At 72.2% G+C, this 18751-nt stretch carries 10 protein-coding genes; 2 read left to right on the top strand and 8 right to left on the bottom strand.

Going from position 1 to position 18751, the window contains the following annotated elements; translation table 11 throughout:
• Positions 1 to 63 precede the first annotated feature (63 nt).
• From BS72_RS09745 to BS72_RS09730, 4 genes are all read right to left on the bottom strand, one after another.
• Positions 64 to 708, bottom strand: coding sequence for a GOLPH3/VPS74 family protein (locus BS72_RS09745; protein ID WP_037908709.1), 645 nt, complete (start codon positions 706 to 708; stop codon positions 64 to 66).
• Positions 709 to 859: 151 nt separating this feature from the next.
• The gene (locus BS72_RS09740; RefSeq protein WP_037908707.1) at positions 860 to 1162 is read right to left on the bottom strand and encodes a muconolactone Delta-isomerase family protein; all 303 of its coding nucleotides are present in this window, start codon (positions 1160 to 1162) and stop codon (positions 860 to 862) included.
• Between the two features lie 368 nt (positions 1163 to 1530).
• Positions 1531 to 2406, bottom strand: coding sequence for a hypothetical protein (locus BS72_RS09735; protein WP_051950880.1), 876 nt, complete (start codon positions 2404 to 2406; stop codon positions 1531 to 1533).
• 196 nt (positions 2407 to 2602) lie between these two features.
• Positions 2603 to 3115 carry a SigE family RNA polymerase sigma factor gene (locus BS72_RS09730; RefSeq protein ID WP_037908704.1) on the bottom strand — a complete coding sequence of 171 codons (513 nt, stop codon included), beginning with the start codon at positions 3113 to 3115 and terminating at the stop codon, positions 2603 to 2605.
• A gap of 537 nt (positions 3116 to 3652) precedes the next feature.
• Between BS72_RS09730 and BS72_RS09725 the strand changes: the two genes are divergently transcribed.
• Positions 3653 to 4726 (top strand): LLM class flavin-dependent oxidoreductase, encoded by a 1074-nt coding sequence (locus BS72_RS09725; protein ID WP_037908702.1) that lies wholly within the window; start codon positions 3653 to 3655, stop codon positions 4724 to 4726.
• Positions 4727 to 4790: 64 nt separating this feature from the next.
• Here BS72_RS09725 and BS72_RS09720 read toward each other — a convergent pair whose 3' ends face one another.
• The 4 genes from BS72_RS09720 to BS72_RS09705 form a co-directional block, all read right to left on the bottom strand.
• Entirely contained in the window at positions 4791 to 5570 is a 780-nt protein-coding gene (locus tag BS72_RS09720; protein WP_051950879.1) for a hypothetical protein, read from the bottom strand.
• Positions 5571 to 5683: 113 nt separating this feature from the next.
• Complete coding sequence (locus BS72_RS09715; RefSeq protein WP_157856195.1) at positions 5684 to 6205, bottom strand: hypothetical protein; 522 nt, start codon at positions 6203 to 6205, stop codon at positions 5684 to 5686.
• Entirely contained in the window at positions 6193 to 6843 is a 651-nt protein-coding gene (locus BS72_RS09710) for a hypothetical protein (RefSeq protein WP_157856194.1), read from the bottom strand. The genes BS72_RS09715 and BS72_RS09710 overlap by 13 nt, the downstream gene beginning before the upstream one ends.
• A complete protein-coding gene (locus BS72_RS09705; protein ID WP_037908694.1) occupies positions 6840 to 16991 on the bottom strand; it encodes a LamG-like jellyroll fold domain-containing protein in 10152 nt (3383 codons plus the stop codon). Before BS72_RS09705 ends, BS72_RS09710 begins: the two co-directional genes overlap by 4 nt.
• Positions 16992 to 17367: 376 nt before the next feature.
• Between BS72_RS09705 and mycP the strand changes: the two genes are divergently transcribed.
• Entirely contained in the window at positions 17368 to 18750 is a 1383-nt protein-coding gene (gene mycP / locus BS72_RS09700; protein WP_078901193.1) for a type VII secretion-associated serine protease mycosin, read from the top strand.
• Position 18751: the final 1 nt, after the last annotated feature.

Here is an 18751-nt window from a genome sequence, read left to right as displayed (position 1 = left end):
CACGGTGACGTCCCCGTCGTCCACGCCCCGGCAACGGGCGCGGCGGCGTGGACGACGGGGACGTCAGGGGGACGTCAGGGGGCTCGCCCAGATGTTGTCGAAGGCCGCGTCCTCGACGCTGCGCCGCTGCCGTACGGCTTCGAGTTGCGTCACCGCGTGGTTGACCGCGGCCAGCACCGTCTCCCTCGCGTCCGTGTCCCCCGCGTCGGACGCTTCGTCGTCGGCGAGGGGCTCCACGCTGCCGGTCGGACGGGCGGGGATGCCGACGGCGGCAGCGAGGACGGCGAGGACGGGTTCACCCGACGCCCACCGTTCGGCCGCGTGCGAACGGGCCGGGGAGTCGGCGAGGACCGGCCGGTCGGCCCGGACGGGCACCCAGCGGTGGCGCGGCCGGGTGGCACCGCCTTCCGTCTCCAGCGCGGCCAGATAGGCCGAAGACAGCCTGTCGCCACGACGGAACAACCACTTCCCGACGGTCTCGTACGGCTCCTGCCGGACGAGCGACGACGCCGCCTGGTCCAGCAGGCTGTCGCCGGTGGTCGTCGGCGGTCCGGGCACGACCACGTCGCCGTCCAGCGCCACCGCCCCGGCATCGATCAGGTCGAGCAGTTCGGCTCCGGCGAGGGCGAGCGAGAGGTCGTCCGGATCGGCCGGACCGCCTTCCGCGTCGTCCATGGTGACGATCAGCAGGTCTCGCGAGGTGGTCATGCGAGGCTTCCCTCCACATGCGGGGGCGGAAGTACGGACGGCTCCACAGGCGGGGGCAGAAGTACGGACGGCTCAGGCAGGGGCGCACGTACGGGCGGCCGACGGCCCGACGCCGCCGGGTTTCGGCGCCGCCCCGGCGCGGGTGCCGCCGTCACGACGTGCCGCCGGTCCGCCCGGGGTCGTTGGGATGCGGTTCCAGCGGGGTGACCGCGAAGCTCATCCAGGGGTGCAGCGGCAGCGTGCCCAGCACCTTCTCGCGGAGTTCCTCCTCGTCCGCGGCCCGCCAGACGCCGATGCTGCGCAGTTCGCCCACCGGGCGCCACAGCCGCGCCAGGTGGCCGGTCGAGGCGAGTTCCCTCGCGCGGACCGCCTCGGCGGACCGCCGCCTGTCGACCTCCTCCTGGCTGGTCCCCTCGGGGATGGTGGTGGTGATCTCGACCAGGAACTCCCGCATGGTCCTCCTCCACTCCACGGCGCGTCCGGCGGCGACCTGAGCACCCGACCCAGCGCACGCTCCGCGACCACGACCGCGCCACGGACCGCGACCACGACCGTGCCCTCGACCCGGACCGCGACCGCGAGCGCGTGCCGCACACCACCGCAGGCCCCAGGTCCGGTGCGGCGGTACGGTGCGCGCACGTCGCGTCGGCCCGGCCTCCGTTCTCTCATTCTCCGTCCATCGAGGAAGCCCCGCCACGGCCGGCCTTCCGGCTTCCCGCTTCCCGCTTTCCTGCCTCCCTCCTTCCTGCTCCCCTCCTTCCTGCTTTCCTGACCGACTCCGTTCGAACTTCAACCACTCGGTGGGTGCTGCACCCGCCCCCGTCAGCCGGTGCTCGCGTGACTGACGGTGGACGCGGGCAGGCCGCCCTTGACATCGGTCGGCATCGCGGCGATGACCTGCTGCCACGTGCTGTTCGTCGCGATCGCGCCGAGCCGGCTCGCGCTCAGCGGGGGTTCGGGGCGGCTCACCGGGGCGCCCTTCTCGGCCGCCGCGTTCCACTCGTCGACCGTCACCAGAGACCCGTTGCTCGCGCGGAACTCGGCGGTCCAGTCCTTGGTGTCCACACGGCGGTCGGGGTACTCGTACCCCTTCAGCACGACCAGCGTGCCGCCGTGGACGTGGGACTGCGTGCACGAGTAGCCGCCGGCCTTGGTCTGCGTGCAGGGCGGGAGCTGGCCGTCGGGCTGGACGGAGACCCCGATCGAGGACAGGCCGTGGCCGTCGTCGAAGACCACGTCAGCGTACGGCGGCAGTTCGCTGTCGGTGCCGCGCCCCTCGCGACCGGAGATCGTGCCCGGGGGCAGCATCGACACCAGCAGGTCCTCCACCTGCCGCGCGGTGAATCCCGGTGCGGCCGTTGCCGTGGGTGAGGGCGTCCCGGACGCTCGGCCGGAGGACGCGGGGGGCGCCACGACCGCGGGCCCGTTCGCGACCCCGCCGTGGGCGGCGCCATGGCCGGCGCCCGTCGCCAGCACCCCGCCGGTGCCGGCGAGCGCGAGGACCGCCGCCCCCGCGGTGACGGTCGCCGCGCGGCGGCGACGCAGCGTACGGCCGCGCGCGTACCCGGCCGACACCAGGGACAGGCCGTCGGCGGCCGGCAGCCCGTCGGCGGTGCGGTGCAGCGCGGTGGTGAACGCGGCGGCCTCGGCGGCCTCCGCCGGATCGGTGTGCGGGGCGTGTTCGGGGTCGATGGGCATGGCGAATCACCGTCTCCTGTGTCGCAGTGGGATGGGATGGAGATGGGGGTGGCAAGGCGGTGCGGCGGTAGAGCGGTAGCGACAGCGCGGCGTGGACGCGGCCACGGACCGGATTCGGGCACGCGGCACCGGGACGGCGACCCGGGCCGGAATCAGGAGGCGGGATCGGCCGAACGACGCTGCGGCCGAGGGGCGTTCAGCCCGCCACGAGATCGGCGAGGCTTCCGTCCAACTCCTCGCGGAGCCGGGCCAGGGCACGTGCCGCGCGAGTGCGTACGGCGCCGGGACTGGACTGCAGGACCGTCGCGGTCTCCTCGACGCTGCGGTCCTCCCAGTAGCGCAGCACCAACACGGCCCGGTCCTTGGGCCCGAGCGCGGCCAGCGCCGTCAACAGGGCGACCCGCAGCGCCGCGTCACCGCCGGAGTCGCGCGAGGCGCGGTCGGGCAGCACCGCGGACGGGCTCTCCCGGCTGCTGCGCCGCCGCTGGTGGGTGAGGAAGGTGCGCACCAGGACGGTCTGGGCGTAGCCCGCCGGGTTGGCGACCTTGCCCATCCGCCCCCACACCACGTACATCCGGCCCAGCGTCTCCTGGACGAGATCCTCGGCCAGGTGGGTGTCCCCGCCGGCCAGCAGGCACGCGGAGCGGAAAAGGTGCCCCGCCCGCGCTGTCGCGAACTCCTTGTACGCATCGGTCGCCGCACTACGCATCCTGCCTCGCCCCTCCCCTACGGTCCGACACTCCAATGACGCGATGGGGGCGGGGAAACGTTACGGGCCGGGGCCCGCGGGTCGCGCCCGCCCCGGGCGACGGGGACGGGGTCGAAGTACCGTCCGTCCGTTGCCACTTGAACCTCGCCCTCTTGCCCCATGCCGCATTTCGGGTGCCATTGCCAGGGCCGGGCGGCGTCGCCTAGCGTTGAGCCGTGCATGAAGGGACAAGGCTGACCACGCGCGCCTACGTCGACCTCCTCCGGTCGGCCGGCATGCTCTGTCGCCCGTAGCCCCCTGAGCCGTGGCCGCGCCGTCGCGCGCGGCGCGAGGTGACTCCTCCGGCTCGGCCGACGCGCGCCGCTCGGTGCTCCTCCGCGGACGGCGGCCGGCCTGATCGCGCCCTCCGAGGTGCTACGGAGCGTCCCGCTCGCCGGCCCACCTGCCAGGACCGCCCGCGCGACGGACGTTCGTCCGCCGCCCGGAAGCACCGCACGCGCCCGCGCCCTCGGCCCCCTGACGATTCGGAGTACGGCCATGACGTCCGAGTTCCTCTGGTACATCCCCAACACCGTCGAGCCCGGCCATCGCGGCGACACCACGACGACGGGCTGGGGGACCCTCGACTTCGCCACCGACCTCGCCCTCGCCGCCGAACGCCACGGCTGGGGCGGCGCGCTCATCGGCGCCGGGTGGGGCCGGCCCGACACCTTCACCGTGGCCACCGCGCTCGCCGCCCGCACCACCACCTTCCAACCGCTGGTCGCGGTCCGCCCCGGCTACTGGCAGCCCGCGCACTTCGCCGCCGCCGCGGCCACGTTGGACCACCTCAGCCAGGGCCGACTGCTGGTGAACGTCGTCAGCGGCCTGGACCACGCCGGGGCCTACGGCGACGGCGAGGCCGAACAGCCCCGCCGCTACGACCGCACCCGGGAGTTCCTGCGCCTGGTACGCCGGCTGTGGACGCGGGAGAACGTCACCTTCCGCGGCGGGTTCTACACCGTCGAGGACTCGACGCTGAACCCGCGGCCGTACGGCGCCGAGCACGGCAGGACGCCGCGGCTCTACTTCGGCGGCGCCTCGGCGGCAGCGGAACAGGTGGCCGCCGCCGAGGCGGACGTGCAGCTCTTCTGGGGCGAGCCGCTCGACGGCGTGGCCGAACGGATCAGCCGACTCAGGGAGTTGAGTGCCTCCCTGGGCCGGGAGCACGCTCCGCTGGAGTTCGGCCTGCGCGTCACCACACTCGTCCGGGACACCAGCGAGGAGGCGTGGCGGGACGCCGAGCAGAAGGTCGCCGCGATGGCCGGCCGCGCCGACTCCACGATGACCGACGAACGGCGCCGGGCCGTCGGTGAGCAGCGCCTGTACGACCTCGCCCGGCGCGGCGACGTGCTGGACTCGTGCCTCTACACCGCCCCCGCCCGCCTCGGCGGCGGGGGCGCGGGCAGCACCTGGCTGGTCGGCTCGCCGGACGAGGTGGCCGCGGCCCTGCGCGCCTACCGCGCCCTGGGGGTCACCCACTTCGTGCTCTCCGACACCCCCTACCGGTCGGAGATCGCCCGCGTAGGCGACCAGTTGCTCACCCTGTTGCAGAAGCCGGACCCGGTCTGACGGCACCAAGGCCGCCAACCGAGCTCCGGCAGGCGCCCCCGAGCGCCGTCTGACGCCGGTCCCGTCACCGCTTCGGTGCACCCCACCAACGTCCGGCGATGTGATGAACCCGGTTCCAGTCCTCGTCGGCGGCGTCATCAGGCACCGCCACAAGCATCGCTTCGGCCTCGACCCGCAGCCGCTCGGCCTGGGAGCCGGTCAGGCGCCGGCAGTTCCAGAGCAGCCCCGCCGCCTCGGCCGCCAGCGGATCGTCGGGCCACGACGGCTCAGGGAGTCCGACACCGGCGACGGCGGCGAGGTCCCCGGCCGGAATGCCGAGGGCGGCGGCGAAGCCCGCAACGCGACTGGGGGTCAACTCGGCGCGTCCCCGGCCGACCGCGTTGACGGTGGAGGGGGACAGGACCACATGTCCCCCGCTCAGCAGCCCCAGGGTGTGGACCGCGGCGGACATCGGGTGCAGGTTCCGGTTTCCGCACAGCAGGTTCACGAGCATCGCGCCGAAGCCCGCGTGCTCCTGGTCGTAGGCCCCCGGCCGTTCGACGGTGCCGTCCGGGGGTTCCTGCGGGAGCCGCTCGACCGAGCGGTGGACGTGGTCCCGCTGATCCGGCGGCAGCGCCATCGTGATCCGGAGCAGCCGCGCCGTCGCCGGTCCGGCTGCCGGGTCTACGGGGGCGAGGGCGTCAGGCACCGGCACTCCGGCCATCACGTGGAGGTCGGCGGCGTGGAAGCCGAGCGCGCGGGCGAGGGCGCCCAGGTGCGGGGCCGTCGGCGGCTCGCCCGCGAGCACCTGCTGGAGTTCGCTCTCCGGTACGCCGGAGGCGGCGGACAGCCAGACGGCGTCCACCCCGCGGTGGCGCAGAAGTCTGGCCAGCAGCCGGCCGAAGCGGGGACGTCTCGTTCCAGGTTCACAACCGGAGGTTCCGGACAGGATGAGCACCACGAATCGCCGCCCGCCGGTCAGGAGCGCCGGCGTTGTTTCTCCAGCCTCTCGCTCAGTGCGCGGCGGTAGTACTCAAGGCGGTCTCGGTCCGGTTCGACCTCGTCCAGGATCTCCAGGACCGTCTCCGTGTCACCGGAAACAGCCTCGCGGTAGAGAACGTTGATTCCTCGCAGAAGTTCAGCCCGGCACTCCCCCGGGATATCGCGCCGCCGGGCGGCTGGCTCGTCGGCGTGGACGTCGCCCAGGGAAATACGCCAGAGGGTGATCAGCAGATGGCCCCGCACGAATCCGGCAAGGTCTTCCTGAAGGGCCTGGAGGATCACAGGGACGACGGGGACGGCGCATTCGAAAAGCAGCGAGCAGTCCTCCACGTGGCCGTCGAGCGTTATGCCCATGACCTCGTTGGGATCTGCCGCCTCCAGAAGAGCCTTGAGGTCCGTCGCAAGATGCCCTGCCCCTTTGCCGCATGAACAGCCCAGGGACGCCCAGTCGTGCCGTCCGATCTCCAGGACGGATGTTCTGACGCTCACCTGTTCCACACCCCATCTATGTCCGAGAGGACTCCCTCCACGAAGTTATCCGGCGGATAACGGACTTGGCACTTCTCGCAGATCTCCTTCTCCTGCCAGATCTTACCCATCCCGTCACCACGGTCCTCGCGACGCATGGCGCGGATGAACAGGACATCCGCCGGATGCCAGCCTGTCACGTCGAGGATGTTCGGCTCCGCGCACTGGCCCTGCGCGGCTCCCAGCAAGGTGCCCGAGCAGCCCACCGCTATGGTGCCCGTCGGCAGGTGTACCGCGCCGGTCCAGGCGGAGGTTCTGAGGTTACCGGTCGCGGCTTGGCCCAGGTCGTCCCGCAGGGCAGCGGCGTCCGAAACTCTTCCATCAACGGTCCAACCGGGTGGCGCCTGTTGAACGCTGACCCACGCGTTCTGTTTCAGCAGGGTGTTCCCCGTCTGCGGAACGGACGGGAACAGGGTCGTCAAGGGCGCCGGTGGATCGAGTGGTGTGGGCAGCGTGGTGGGTAGGCCTGCCGCCGGGTCCGCCGGGGTGATGAGCGTGTTGGGCAGGCCCGCGCCCCCGTCGGCTGGGTTGACCAGCGTGGTGCCGTTGGCCGCGCTCGGGTCGATGGGAAGGGTGCTGCCGAGGCTGCTGGTCGGGGCGGTGGTCATCGCCGCGGTCGTGGCCGCGGCGGCGCTGGTCGCAGGTGTGTAGGACGTTCCGGCGGGGGCCGCACCGGCCGGTGTGACCGGGGCGACCACCCCCGGGCCAGTGTTCGCGGTCTTGGTGCCGGGCTCCGGGGTGGTTCCGGGGCCGGTGGCCTGGCCGGTCGGCCGCGCGCCCGGGTTCTCGTGCAGTCCTGTCTCGGCCGTGGGCGGCGGGGCGGCGGGGGCGTGTACCGGGTGGCGGAGACATCACAGCTGCCGTATCCGGCGAAGGCGGCCCCGAAGCCGAGCAGCACCACACCGGCTGCGGTCATTCCTGCGGCCTTGCCGAGGGCGCCGCCTCCGACGGACGAGCTGACGCTGCTGTTGACCGATCCGACGGCGTTGCGGATCTTGGTGAGGGTGCTGGTGTGCGAGCCGCCGGACGTGGCGTGCATGGAGCCGAGGGCGGACAGCAGCCCGCGGCCTATCGAGTACGCCACCTGGAGGTAGCCGTACCAGCGGGCGAGCGTGTTCGCCCAGCGGGCCAGCTCGGCACTGTAGTTGGAACCGGACACCGGCGAGCCCGAGGGTGTGGGCGACGGTGCGTGGTACGGGCTGGAGGAGCAGGAACTGTCACCGCTGGGGTCGGCGTTGTCGACCGGGTCGTCGGCGCCGTACGCGTAAGGGTTGGCCGCGGCCGACGGGAACGGCGCCTGGGATGTGGCGTCCTGGCTGGTGAAGTCGCCGGTGGAGGGGTCGTACCAGCGGCTGCCGGTGGCCACCCGGTTGGAGGCCGGGTCGGTCCAGCCCTCCTGGTAGCCGAGGTCGGCTTGTGTTCCAGCCGTGGCGGTGGTCTGGCCGAAGGGGTCGTAGGCGGTCGACCCGGCGAGGCCGGTGCCGGTCGCGGTGAAGGTGCCCGTCAGGTCGCCGTGCTGGTTGGCGTAGGCCAGAGCCGCGCCGCCGCTGCCGCCGACGCTGATCAGGTCGCCCTGCGCTCCGCGTCCGTAGGTCTCGGTGCCGTCCGAGACGATCGAGCCGCCGGTGCCGTCGTAGCTGAAGGTGCTGCTGCCCGCGGTGGCCAGGCGGCCGAGCGCGTCGTGGCTGTAGCTGGTGGTGCCGTCGGAGGTGAGCTGGTCGAAGGCGTCGTAGGACAGGTTCTCCGTGCCGCTGCTACCGGTGACGGAGGACATCGTGCCGCGGGGGCTGTACGCGTAACTGGTCGTGGCCGACCCACCGGTGGTGCCGGTGAGCTGGTCGCGGGCGTTGTAGGAGGCCGTGGTCGTGGTGCCGCCGGCGGTGACGCTGGTGCGGTTGCCGGCGTCGTCGTAGCCGTAGCCGGTGGTGGCCGAGCCGTTGGTCCAGGAGGTGAGCCGGCCGCTGTCGTCGTAGGCGTACGTCTGGGCGCCGGCGCCGGCGGTGCCCGCGGTGGTCTGGGAGGTGACGAGTCCGGCGTCGTCGTACCCGTAGGACGCCGATGCCTCGGTGGTTCCGTCCGGGGCGGTGAGGGTGTCGTCGGTCAGCCGGTGCTGTGCGTCGTAGCTGATGGACTGGTCGGCCGCGGCGTCCCCGTAGGAGATGTCGTTGACCTGTCCGACCTCGTTGTAGCCGTAGGTGAGGTTCGCGGAGGTGAGCGGGTCCGAGGCGGTCTTCACCTGCCCGTCGCCGTTGTAGGTGTAGGCGGCGGTGCCGGCCTTGTCGGTGCGCGAGCTGAGCAGGCCGTCGGAGTTGTACGCGTAGGAGGCGGTCCCTGACGGGCCGGCGGCGGAGAGGATGTCGCCGCGGTCGTCGTAGGTGTAGGTGTTGGTGCCGCCCGGGGCGCTGGTGGAGGTGAGGCGGCCGTCCGCGTCGTAGCCGAACGTGCGGTCGGCGGTGGCCGCCTCGGCGCCGGTGCCGGTCTGGGCGGTCAGCCGCCCGTCGGCGTCGTAGGTGTCGGTGAGGGTGACGCCGCCCGGCCGGGTGATGGTGCGGGGCTGACCGTCGGCGCCGTAGGCCACGGTGGTGGTGCGGTCCGAGGCGTTCGGGAAGGCGCTGGTGGCCGGTTCGACGCTGGACTCGGCCAGGCCGAGCGTGTTGTACGTGGTGATGGTCGCGTTGCCGTCACCGTCGGTGTAGCGGGTGGCGTTGCCGGCCGCGTCGTAGCCGAAGGTGGTCGTGATGCTGGAGGTGGACGTCACCGGCTCGGTCTGCTTCACCAGGTCGCCGAGGGCGTCGTAGGCGTAGTCGGTGGTGTGCTGGTCGGCGTCGGTGGCCGCGACCGGGTCGTCCGCCGCGTCGTAGGCGAAGGAGCTGTGGGTGAGTGTGCCGCCGGTCGCGTCGAGGCTGGCCGTGTCGGTGAGCCGGCCGGCCTCGTCGTAGGTCCGCGTGGTGGCGGTGCCGTCCGGCAGCGTGGTGCTGGTCAGCCGGCCTTCGACGTCGTACGTGTAGTCGGTGGTGTGGCCCAGGGGGTCGGTCGCGCTGGTCTGGTCTCCGGCGTGGTCGTACTCCGCGGTGTAGGTCTCGCCACCCGGCAGGCTGACCGACGTCTGGTTGCCCGCGCCGTCGTACCCGAACGTCGTCGTCGCGGTGGTCGGCGTCGGCTGGCGTACGGCCTGGCTCATGGTCTGGGTCTGGCCCAGGTCGTCGTAGGTCGCCGCCGACACCGCGCCCGTCGGGTCGGTGACCTGGAGCGTCTCGCCGTCGGTGTCGTAGATGGCGTGCGTGGTCGGCGTGTGGCCGTCGACCGGGGGCTCCTGGATCTGCGCGAGGTCGCCGAACTGGTCGTAGGTGTAGTGGGTGACCTGGTGCAGCTCGTCGGTGACGGTCTTGAGTTTGCCGGTCGCGTCGTACTCCGCGGTCGCGGTCGGCGTGATCGGCGTGGTGGAGCCGGGCGGGGTGTAGGCCGGTGCCGACGCGGCGGTCTGCTCGCCGTCCGCGTCGTAGGTGTACGTGGTGATGTTGCCGTCGGGGTCGTCGGTGGAGGTCTCGTCCCCGAAGGTGTCGTAGCCGTGGAGGGTGATCGGGTGCACCTGCTGTGCCGTGCCGCCGTTGCTCTCGGCGCTGACCACCGGCTCGACGACCTGGGTGACCCGCCCGGCCTCGTCGGTGGTGTACGTGGTGGTGTGGTCGGCGGCGGTGGCGCCCGGGGTGTTGCCGCGCGGGTCGGTGGTCGAGGTGAGCGCGCCGCGCTGGTCGTAGGTGCTGCTGGTGACCAGTGTGTCGGAGCCGTTGTGGACGGTGGTGGCGGTGACCTCGCCGAGGGCGTTGTAGGCGTAGTCGGTCCGGTCGGTGGCGGGGCCGTCGCCGGGGCCGTCAGGGGTGCCGGGGGTGACGGAGCGGGAGGTGACGTTGCCGTCGGGGTCGTAGGTGCTGGCGGTGGAGGTGTTCAGGTTGTCGGGGTCGAAGAGTTCACCGGTGGTGCGGCCGGCGGGGTCGACGGTGTAGTCGGTCTCGATGTCGTCGTCGGTGCGCCAGCTCGTCACGACGTGGCCGGCGTCGTCGTAGTCGTACTGCTGGAGTTCCTTGTCCGAGGTGGAGCCGTCGTCGTTCCGGTACTCCAGCCAACTGGCCGTCATCCGGTGTTCTTCGTCGTAGTAGAACTTGGTCGTCCGGCCCATCGAGTCGGTGTCCGTGGACAGCAGGCCGGCCGGGTCGTAGGCGCGGGAGTCCAGTACCAGGGCGGTGGCGGACGACGGGGAGACCGGGTCGGCGGTGTAGTTCGTGAGCGTGGTGGTCAGCAGCTCGCCGGTCGGCGAGTAGTCGAAGCGGTAGTCGTCACCGCCGGGGTCGGTCCGTTCGGCGAGGTTGCCGTAGCCGTCGTAGCCGTAGGCGGTCTTCCGTCCGGCCGGGTCGGTGACCTCCTTGACCTGGTCGTGGTCGTTGTACGTCCACGAGGTCGTGCGGGGGTCGTCCCCGCCGGTGGTGTCCGCCAGGGTCTGGGTGGTGACGTCGCTGTCGTCGTCGTAGGCGTAGCTCACCTGCGGCGTGTGGGTGGTGCCGGCGACCGCGTCGGTGGTTGCCGGGCCGGTCTGACCGGCGAGGCGGTTGTCCGGGTCGTAGGCGTAGCTCGTCGTGACGCCGTCGGGGTAGGTGTCGGAGACCTGCGTCGCCGTCACCCGGCGGCCGAGTGCGTCGTAGCCGTAGCTGGTCGCGCTGCCGGTCGGTGCGGTCACCCGGGCGAGATCACCGGACGCGTCGTAACTGTAGTTCGTGGTGTTGCCGTCGGCGTCCTTGCTGGTGGCCAGGAGGCCGGCCGGTTCGGTACCGCCGTCCGTCGCGGGCTCGGTACCGTCGGTGTACGTCTCCACGGACCGGTTCCCGTCGGGGTCCGTGCTGGTGAGCAGGTCGCCCTTGGCCGAGTACGTGTACGCCGTGGCATAGGTGGTGTCGCTGGGCCCGGAGGACCGCGGATCGGCGTATGACGTGGGCTCGTCGGCGCGTGGATCGGTGACGCCGTAGGTCCCGTCCGCGGGGTAGGCGTAGTAGCCGGTCACGCTGCCGAAGCTGTCCCGGGTGGTCTGGGAGAGTACGTCCCCGCGGGTGTTGTAGGTGAGGGCGGTGACGGTGCCGTCGGGGTCGGCTGTGCTGGACGGGTAGCCGTCGCTGTCGTAGCCGTAGGAGGAGGTCTGCCCGAGGGCGTTGGTCGTGGAGAGCAGCCGCTCGTTGTGGCCGGCGTCGTAGCGGTAGGTGATCGCCTTCCCGGCGGGATCGGTCACCGTGGCGGCGGTGACGGGTGTCGACCCGGAGGCGGCTCCGCGGGCGGCGTAGTGGTCGGCGACGGCGGCGGTGTCGAGCGCCTCGTCGTAGAAGGAGACCTGCGCGAGACTGCCCTTGAAGTAGCCCTGCGGGTTGGCGCCGGGAAGCGACGGCCAGTCGCCGGAGAGGTAGCCGGCGCCGAGGGAGACGTAGGGCTGGGTGAACTGGATGTCGCTGCCGCTGCGCGTGTCCACCTGCTGGCCGTCGACGTTGAGCGTCTCCTGGTCGTCCAGGTCCACGGTGAGCACCGCCTGGTGCCAGGCCCCGTCGTCCACCGAGGCGGTGGACTCCATCGGGGACAGGTAGCCGTCCCAGAACTCTCCGTACAGGTGTCCGTCCGCCCCGATGTAGAGAGCGGGAGTGTACTGGGCCGACAGCGCGGTTCCGATGGGGCCGCTCTGGTAGCTGAAGAGCGTCTCGCCCGCGGTGCTCGTCTTGAACCAGAGCTCGATCGAGAGCGCCGCCTCGCCCGACCCCCCGTAGAAGGGGAAGACCTCCTGGGGCAGCGACGTGTACGAGCTGGTGCCGTCGAACTGCGCGGCGGTCTCGGTGCCGCCGCTGAACGGGCCGCCCACGCCGAGGGTCACGTTGTGGTAGGCGGCGTCTCCGTCCGAACCGAACGTGATGGCGTTCGTGGTGGAAACCGCGTTGGCTGCCTGTGCTCCCGAACTGTCCGACAGCGGCCAGTAGTCGAAGGGCGCGTCGGTGAGCACCGCGCCGTGGTAGTAGGAGCCGGACCCGGTCGTCGAGGGCACGCCGAGCTTCCAGGTGCCGCCGTTCGCGTCGGTGACCTGCGAGGCCCTGTCCCTGGCCGCGTCATAGGTCGCGGCCATCCGGGTCTTGCCCGACGGCAGCGTGACGGAGGTCAGTTCACGCGCCGGGCTGCTGCCGGCGGCGTACTGCTGCTGGACTGCGGGGGCTCCCAGCGGGTGCGCGTAGAAGGCCACTTCGGCGATCTGACCGGTGAAGTAGCTGACCGCGCCCGGGGAGTCGACCCAGGTCGTGGTGAAGCCCGCGCCGATGTAGGTGGTCGTGTTGGCCTGGTCGTTGGGCAGTCCGGTGAAGGTGTCCTGGGCGGTGCCGTCCAGGTACAGCGTCTGCGTGGTGCCGTCGGAGGACAGGACCGCGTGGTGCCAGGTGTTGTCGTTGACCGCCGACGCGGACCCGAAGGCCGTGCCGCCGGAGCCGCTGACGCTCCACCAGTGCCCGTGCAGCTTCCCGTCCGAGCCGACGTAGAGCACCGGGGTCCAGCTGCCCGACGCGGCGGTCGCGCCGCTGACGGACACCGACTGGTCGCCGATGAGGACGCCCTCCGAGGAGGTCTTGAACCACAGCGACACGGCCCGGCCGTCGGTGTTCTCGTGCAGGCCGGCCGACGGGACGGTGACGTAACCGGTGCCGTTGAACGTGGCCGCGGTGGTGGGCGAGCCGGGCAGCGGGCCCGCGGCGCCGAGCGTGACGCCCGACGCGGAGTACTTCCCTGCGTCGGTGCCCTCGTTGACGGCGACCTCGCTGGCCGCCGCCGTGCCCGAGGACTCCGTCAGCCGCCAGTAGGAGGACGGGTTGGCGTCCAGGACCGCCGAGCGGTAGTGCGAGCCGGAGGACGAGCCGCCGGTGTAGGAGTAGGCGGTGCACGCGGTGGTGGAGGTGGGCGGGCAGACCTCGGTGAGGTCGTCGCCGCTGTAGGAGTACGTCCAGGTCGCGGGCGGGTCCCCGGCCTTGTCCGGGTCGGTGGCCACCTGGGTGACGTGGCCGCCGCTCCAGGTGAAGTGCAGTGTTCGGCCGCTGACCGCGTTGGTGACGGTGGCCAGGGTGCCGTCGGTGTTGTACCCGAGGGTCTCGGCCCGGTTGTGCCGGTCGGTGATCCGGGTCAGCTTCCACACCGCGCCGGCCTGCTGGCCGAAGGTGTACGTGGTCCCGGACTTGTCCTGGAGTTCCCAGCCCCCGGCGGCTCCGGCCAGCGGCCCGAAGGTCTCGAACTCGCCCGCCGCCGGCGTGTAGACGGCCATGGCCGTGGGCGTCCTGGTGGGGCCGGCGTAGGAGGTGTTGGCGACGAAGCTCGCACCGGAGTGGTAGAGGTACCGCACGCCGCTGGACTTCAGTGTGGCCAGGAAGTCGACGGTGCCGTCGCCGCTGATGCCGCTGACCGGCGCCAGGTCCTCCATCTGCCCCCAGCTGCTACCGATCTGCACCCGGGTGCCGAGGGCGTTGGACCCGTAGCTGGGGTAGAGCCACAGCTTTCCGGTCGAGATCTCGACGCCGACGACGTCACCGTGGCCGTCGCCGTTGAAGTCGCCGCCCATCAGCTCGGTCATGCCGTTCCAGCCGCCGTCGCCGATCTCGATGCGGGTGCCGAGGGTGCCGTCGCTGTTCACCGGGTACGCCCACAGCTCGCCGGTGGAGATCTCGGAGGCGACCAGGTCCTTCTTGCCGTCGCTGCCCAGCGGGCCGGTCAGGGCGAGGTTCGCCATGCCGTTCCAGCCCGCGTTGCCGATCTGCACGGGGGTGCCGAGGCCGCCGCCGGCGGTTCCCGGGTACATGCGCAGGGTGGCGTCCGCGGTGTGCACGCCGATCAGGTCACCGATGCCGTCGCCGTTGACGTCACCGCCGGTGAGCCACTTCATGCCGTTCCAGCCGGCGTTGCCGATCTGCATCCGGGACAGCGCCGAGTAGTCCGGCCCCTTGTACAGCCACAGTTTTCCGGTGCTCTGGTCGACGGCGACCGCGTCGTCCACCCCGTCGCCGGTCTGGTCGCCCACACCCGCGATCTGGTCGAGTTCGAAGCTGTTGCGGCCGAACCGCTCCTGCCGCCCGTCGGCCCCGGTCACCACGACGCCGCCGGAGCTGTCGTTGTCCGGCTGCGCGGTCATGTCGTACCGAGAGGACCACCCGGCGCCGAAGAGCAGCGAGGTACGCGGGTCGAGCGAGTTGTACGTACGGGACACGTCGAGCGCGGGGCCCACCGCGGCCACGGAGGCGTCCGTCGCGGAGGTGGTGTAGTCGCCGACCTGCGGGTCGAAGCTCCGCCCGGAGTCGCTGCCGGCGCCCGCTCCCAGGTGCGAGGTGATCAGGGGCTGCGGGACCGCGGTGGAGAACGGTGAGGCATCCGACCAGGCACTGGCCGCGTCACCGTCGCTGTCGGCGACGATCCAGTAGTACGACTGGTTCCACGCCAGGTCGCCGACGGGTACCGTCCACTGCTTCGTACTGACCCATCCCGAGTCGGCGACCATGGCCGGCGTCCCCGAGGAGGGGTTGGTGTACACCTGGAAGTCGTAGGTCAGGGCGCTGCCGGGGAAGCTGTCCGGGTCGTGCCCGGAGGTGGCCAGCTGCGGGGAGATCGAGCCGAGCACGGAGTCGCCCGGTGGTGACATCGAGTCGATCTGCGGCGGGGTGTCGGCCGAGGTGATCTCCGAGCACACCTCGGGGACGGCGTAGCTGGTGTAGAACGACGTACTGCCGTTGAGCATGTCCCAGCACACGTAGTACTGGCCCGGCGCGAGAGCCGGGATCGAGCCGGTCATCGTGACCGTCGCGTTCGCCGCGACCGCCGACGGGACGGCGGTCTCGGTGGCGTTGGTGGTGAGCTTCGCCCACGACGTGGAGTAGATGTCCGCCGCGAGCTTGTTCGCGGAGGTGGACCACGCGGCCGTTCCCCGGTTGGTGACCGTGACCTTCATCGAGCCCTTGGCGCTGTCCGTCGGCTCGGTGTAGGTCTGCTTCGGGATCGAGTAGTCGGCGCCGTAGGAGCTGTAGGTCACCGAAAGGTAGGGCGGGTAGCTGGAGTTGACCGAGGCGAACTGCTTCCACGCGGCGACGGTCGACGTGCTGGCGGTCAGCGCTATGCCGTGGTTGGCGCCGCCGTGGGCCCAGCCCTCCAGCAGCTTCACACCCGCCGCGGACGGGTTGTCGCCGATGTCGATGCCGTGCCAGGCCGAGCCGCCACAACTGGAACCGGCCGCGAAGCTGCTGGTGCCTATGGTGGAGCCGTAGGACAGGCCGGGGTAGGCGGCGATCGAGCCGACGCTCCACGAGCTGGTGATCGCGTGGGCGTCGACGGGTTCAGCCGTGCAGCCGCCGGACCAGACGTCGTCGAGGTCCAGAGACGCCTTCTCGATGTAGTCGTTCTTGAACGTGCTCCCGAAGGAGCCGAACAGCAGGTAGCTGAGGGCCTTGTGCGAACCGCCGTCGTAGGAGCCGACCTTGAGGGTGTCCTCGGTGGAGAAGTTGATGTCGTACGGCGTCTCCACGTAGGTGCTCGACGCCGCGTTGAGGTTGGTCGGGTCGACCTTCACCGGGAACACGCGGTCCGCGGAGTGCAGCCAGGCGGAGTCCAGGGACACCCGCAGCGCGGGCTCGCCGTCGGCGGTGGTGGTCAGGCTGTACTCCACCCCGGTGGAGATGGCGCCGTCGCCCGAGACGGCGCCGCGAGCGGCGTCCTCCATGAAGCCGTGCGGGATCGTCTCCCGGACGGCCCCTGAGGAGTCGGTGAACTCGACGCTGCCGTTCGAGGCGAGTGAGGCCGTCAGCCCCGTCAGGTGCAGCGGGAACAGCCAGGTCGTCGGCGCCGAGGCGTCGTGGAGTGTCAGCGTCTCCTTGACGCCGGACGCGGTCGCCTCGTACGTGAGGTCCGACGAGGCCGCGATCCCCGGGTAGGTGATCGAGCTCGCGGACGCCTTTCCCTGGACCGCCTTGGCGCCCTGGAGGCCGTAGCTGACCTTCTCGTCGGCGCCGGGACCGTACGAGACCAGCGACGTGTCGCCGCCGTCGGCCGCGAAGCTGGCCGACGGGGAGTCCGCGCGCTCGGCCCAGCGGCCGTCGGAGCCCTGCGCCAGGGTCGTGTCGATGTCCGCCCAGCCGCCGCCCGCGGCGCGGTAGTGCACCGGGCGGCTGTAGACGCGCGCGGTCAGCGTGCCGTCGGCGTTCTGGAAGACCGAGGTGTCCGCCGTGCGGTCCGCCGTGACCTCCGTCCCCGATGCCGCGGGGCCCGGCAGGCCCGGGTCGCCCTGCTCGGCGGCGGGCGGCTCGGTGGCCTTCGTCCGGCTCCTGAGCAGGTCGGCGCGCACGGATGCCGGGGGGTTCACCGTCTTCCCGGGCGCCGCCTTCGGCCCGGTGTACGACAGCCGCGCCGTGCCGGGACGCTCGGGTGCGGTGCCGGAGGGCACGGCTCCGGGTACCGCCGCGGCCTTCGACGCTTTGCCGCTGCCCGCACCCTGGGTGACCGCAGACCCGGTCTGGTGCGGCAACCCGGCGGCCGACCCGCCCCGCTGGTGCGGCAGTACGGGCGCCCCGGCCCGCGTCGCGTGCTCGGCGATGACGGCCTCGGCGGGCTGCGTGGCGAGCACCACGAGCAGCAGGCCGCTCACGACCGCCGGCAGCCAGCGGCCGCCCCGGCGAACGGGCGTGCACAGCAGTGTCACCAGTCGGGCCAGACCGCGCACGAGCGCAGACGTCCCCCACCCAGCCATGCGCCGCATGGCCACCCCCCAAGGCATCGGCAGTCACGTCCCCAACAGAAAGACGCGGCGGGTGAGTTGTATATGACACGCAAGTGATCGGCAATGGCGTTGTGAAGAAAAAGTGGAACAATTTGGCGGCCTAATGGCGCATTTCACGAGCTATTTCCTCACCTGATTTGACCGAACCATGGCAATCACATGGTGAGTTGGCAACCTGCACGTCGACCGGACAGGGCTTTCCCGTAACCCGCGCATCCGCCGCCGATCACCTGCGAAGGGGCTGTGGTACAACCACAATCCGTCCAGGTCACAGCACCTCGTGGCCCCACGACACCGACGCCGGGCAAGGAGCCGACCCATGCCGTCACAGGGACCGCGGATATCCCCGCGTCCACGCGCGCGCACGCCGCGAACGGGGACGGCTGCCCTCGTCCTCGCCGGCGTGCTGGCCCTCCTCGCCGTCGGCGCGGCGGCACCCGCCGACGCCGCCGGGTCCATCCGGCAGGCCGAATGGCCGCTGGACCAGAGCCACTTCCAGGCCCAGCAGGTCTGGCGGCTCTCGCAAGGCAGGGGTGTCACCGTCGCGGTCGTCGACACCGGGGTCGACTCCGCGCACCCGGACCTGAAGGGCCGGGTGCTGCCGGGCACCAGCTTCCTGGGCGACCACGGCGACGGCGGAACCGACACGTCCAGCGACTCCCACGGCACCGCCATCGCCGGGATCATCGCCGGCACCGGCAAGGCCGAGCACGGCACCGGCATGACCGGCCTCGCCCCGCAGGCCCGGATCCTCCCGGTCCGGATCTCCCTCGGCTCGGACGTCGAGGCGGTCACCCTCGCGGAGGGCATCACCTACGCCGCCGACCACCACGCCCAGGTCATCAACGTCTCCCTCGGCACCGCGACCCCGGACCCGCAGCTGCGGCAGGCGGTCGACTACGCGCTCGGCAAGGGCGCCGTCCTCGTGGCCTCCGCCGGCAACGACGGGCAGAACGGCAACCCGCCCCAGTACCCGGGCGCCTTCCCGGGTGTCATCGATGTCACCGGCGTCACCGAAACCGGGGCCTTCTGGCCCGTCAGCGAGTCCGGCCCGCACAGCACCCTCGCCGCTCCCGCCACCGGCGTCTACTCCGCCGGCGACCGGGGCCAGTACGTCGACGCCGAGGGGACCAGCTACGCCGCGGCCTATGTCTCCGCCGCGGCCGCCCTCGTCCGGTCCGCGCACCCGGAGCTGACAGCGGGCCAGAGCATCCGGCGGCTCATCACCACCGCGCACCGCGCCGCCGGACAGCCCGCCCACAGCGACCAGTTCGGCTACGGCTCGCTCGACCCGCTCGCCGCACTGCGGGCACCCGCGTCCGTCGACGGCCCTCCCGCCAACCCGCTGCTGTCCGCGCCCGCCACCGGTGGCGCGGCCCACCACCACAGTCGGGGGTGGGCCGGCCCCGCCCTCACCGCGGGGCTCGCGGTCGCGGCGGCCGCCGTCATCACCGTCATCGTCCTCCGCCGCAGGCGGCGACCGGCGCCGGCCGGCACCGGTCCGGCCGCGCCCAGGGCGCCAAGCGGCCGACGCGCCCGCAGGCCGGGGCCGCGCGGAAGGGGAGATCCGGCGCGGCGACGGGCGGCGGCGCGGCCAGGACGCCGAGGCAGACCGCGCAACCCGGCCGGAAGCGCGGCGCGTCGAAGACCGCGCGCCGCTGACCGGCCCCGAACCGGCCCCTACGACCACCCCGGCGGGTGAC

Origin of the sequence: Actinacidiphila yeochonensis CN732 (assembly GCF_000745345.1) — a bacterium.
GTDB classification, from domain to species: domain Bacteria; phylum Actinomycetota; class Actinomycetes; order Streptomycetales; family Streptomycetaceae; genus Actinacidiphila; species Actinacidiphila yeochonensis.
The sequence above is the reverse complement of the archived record's forward strand: the minus strand, read 5'-3'. Positions and strand labels throughout refer to the sequence as shown.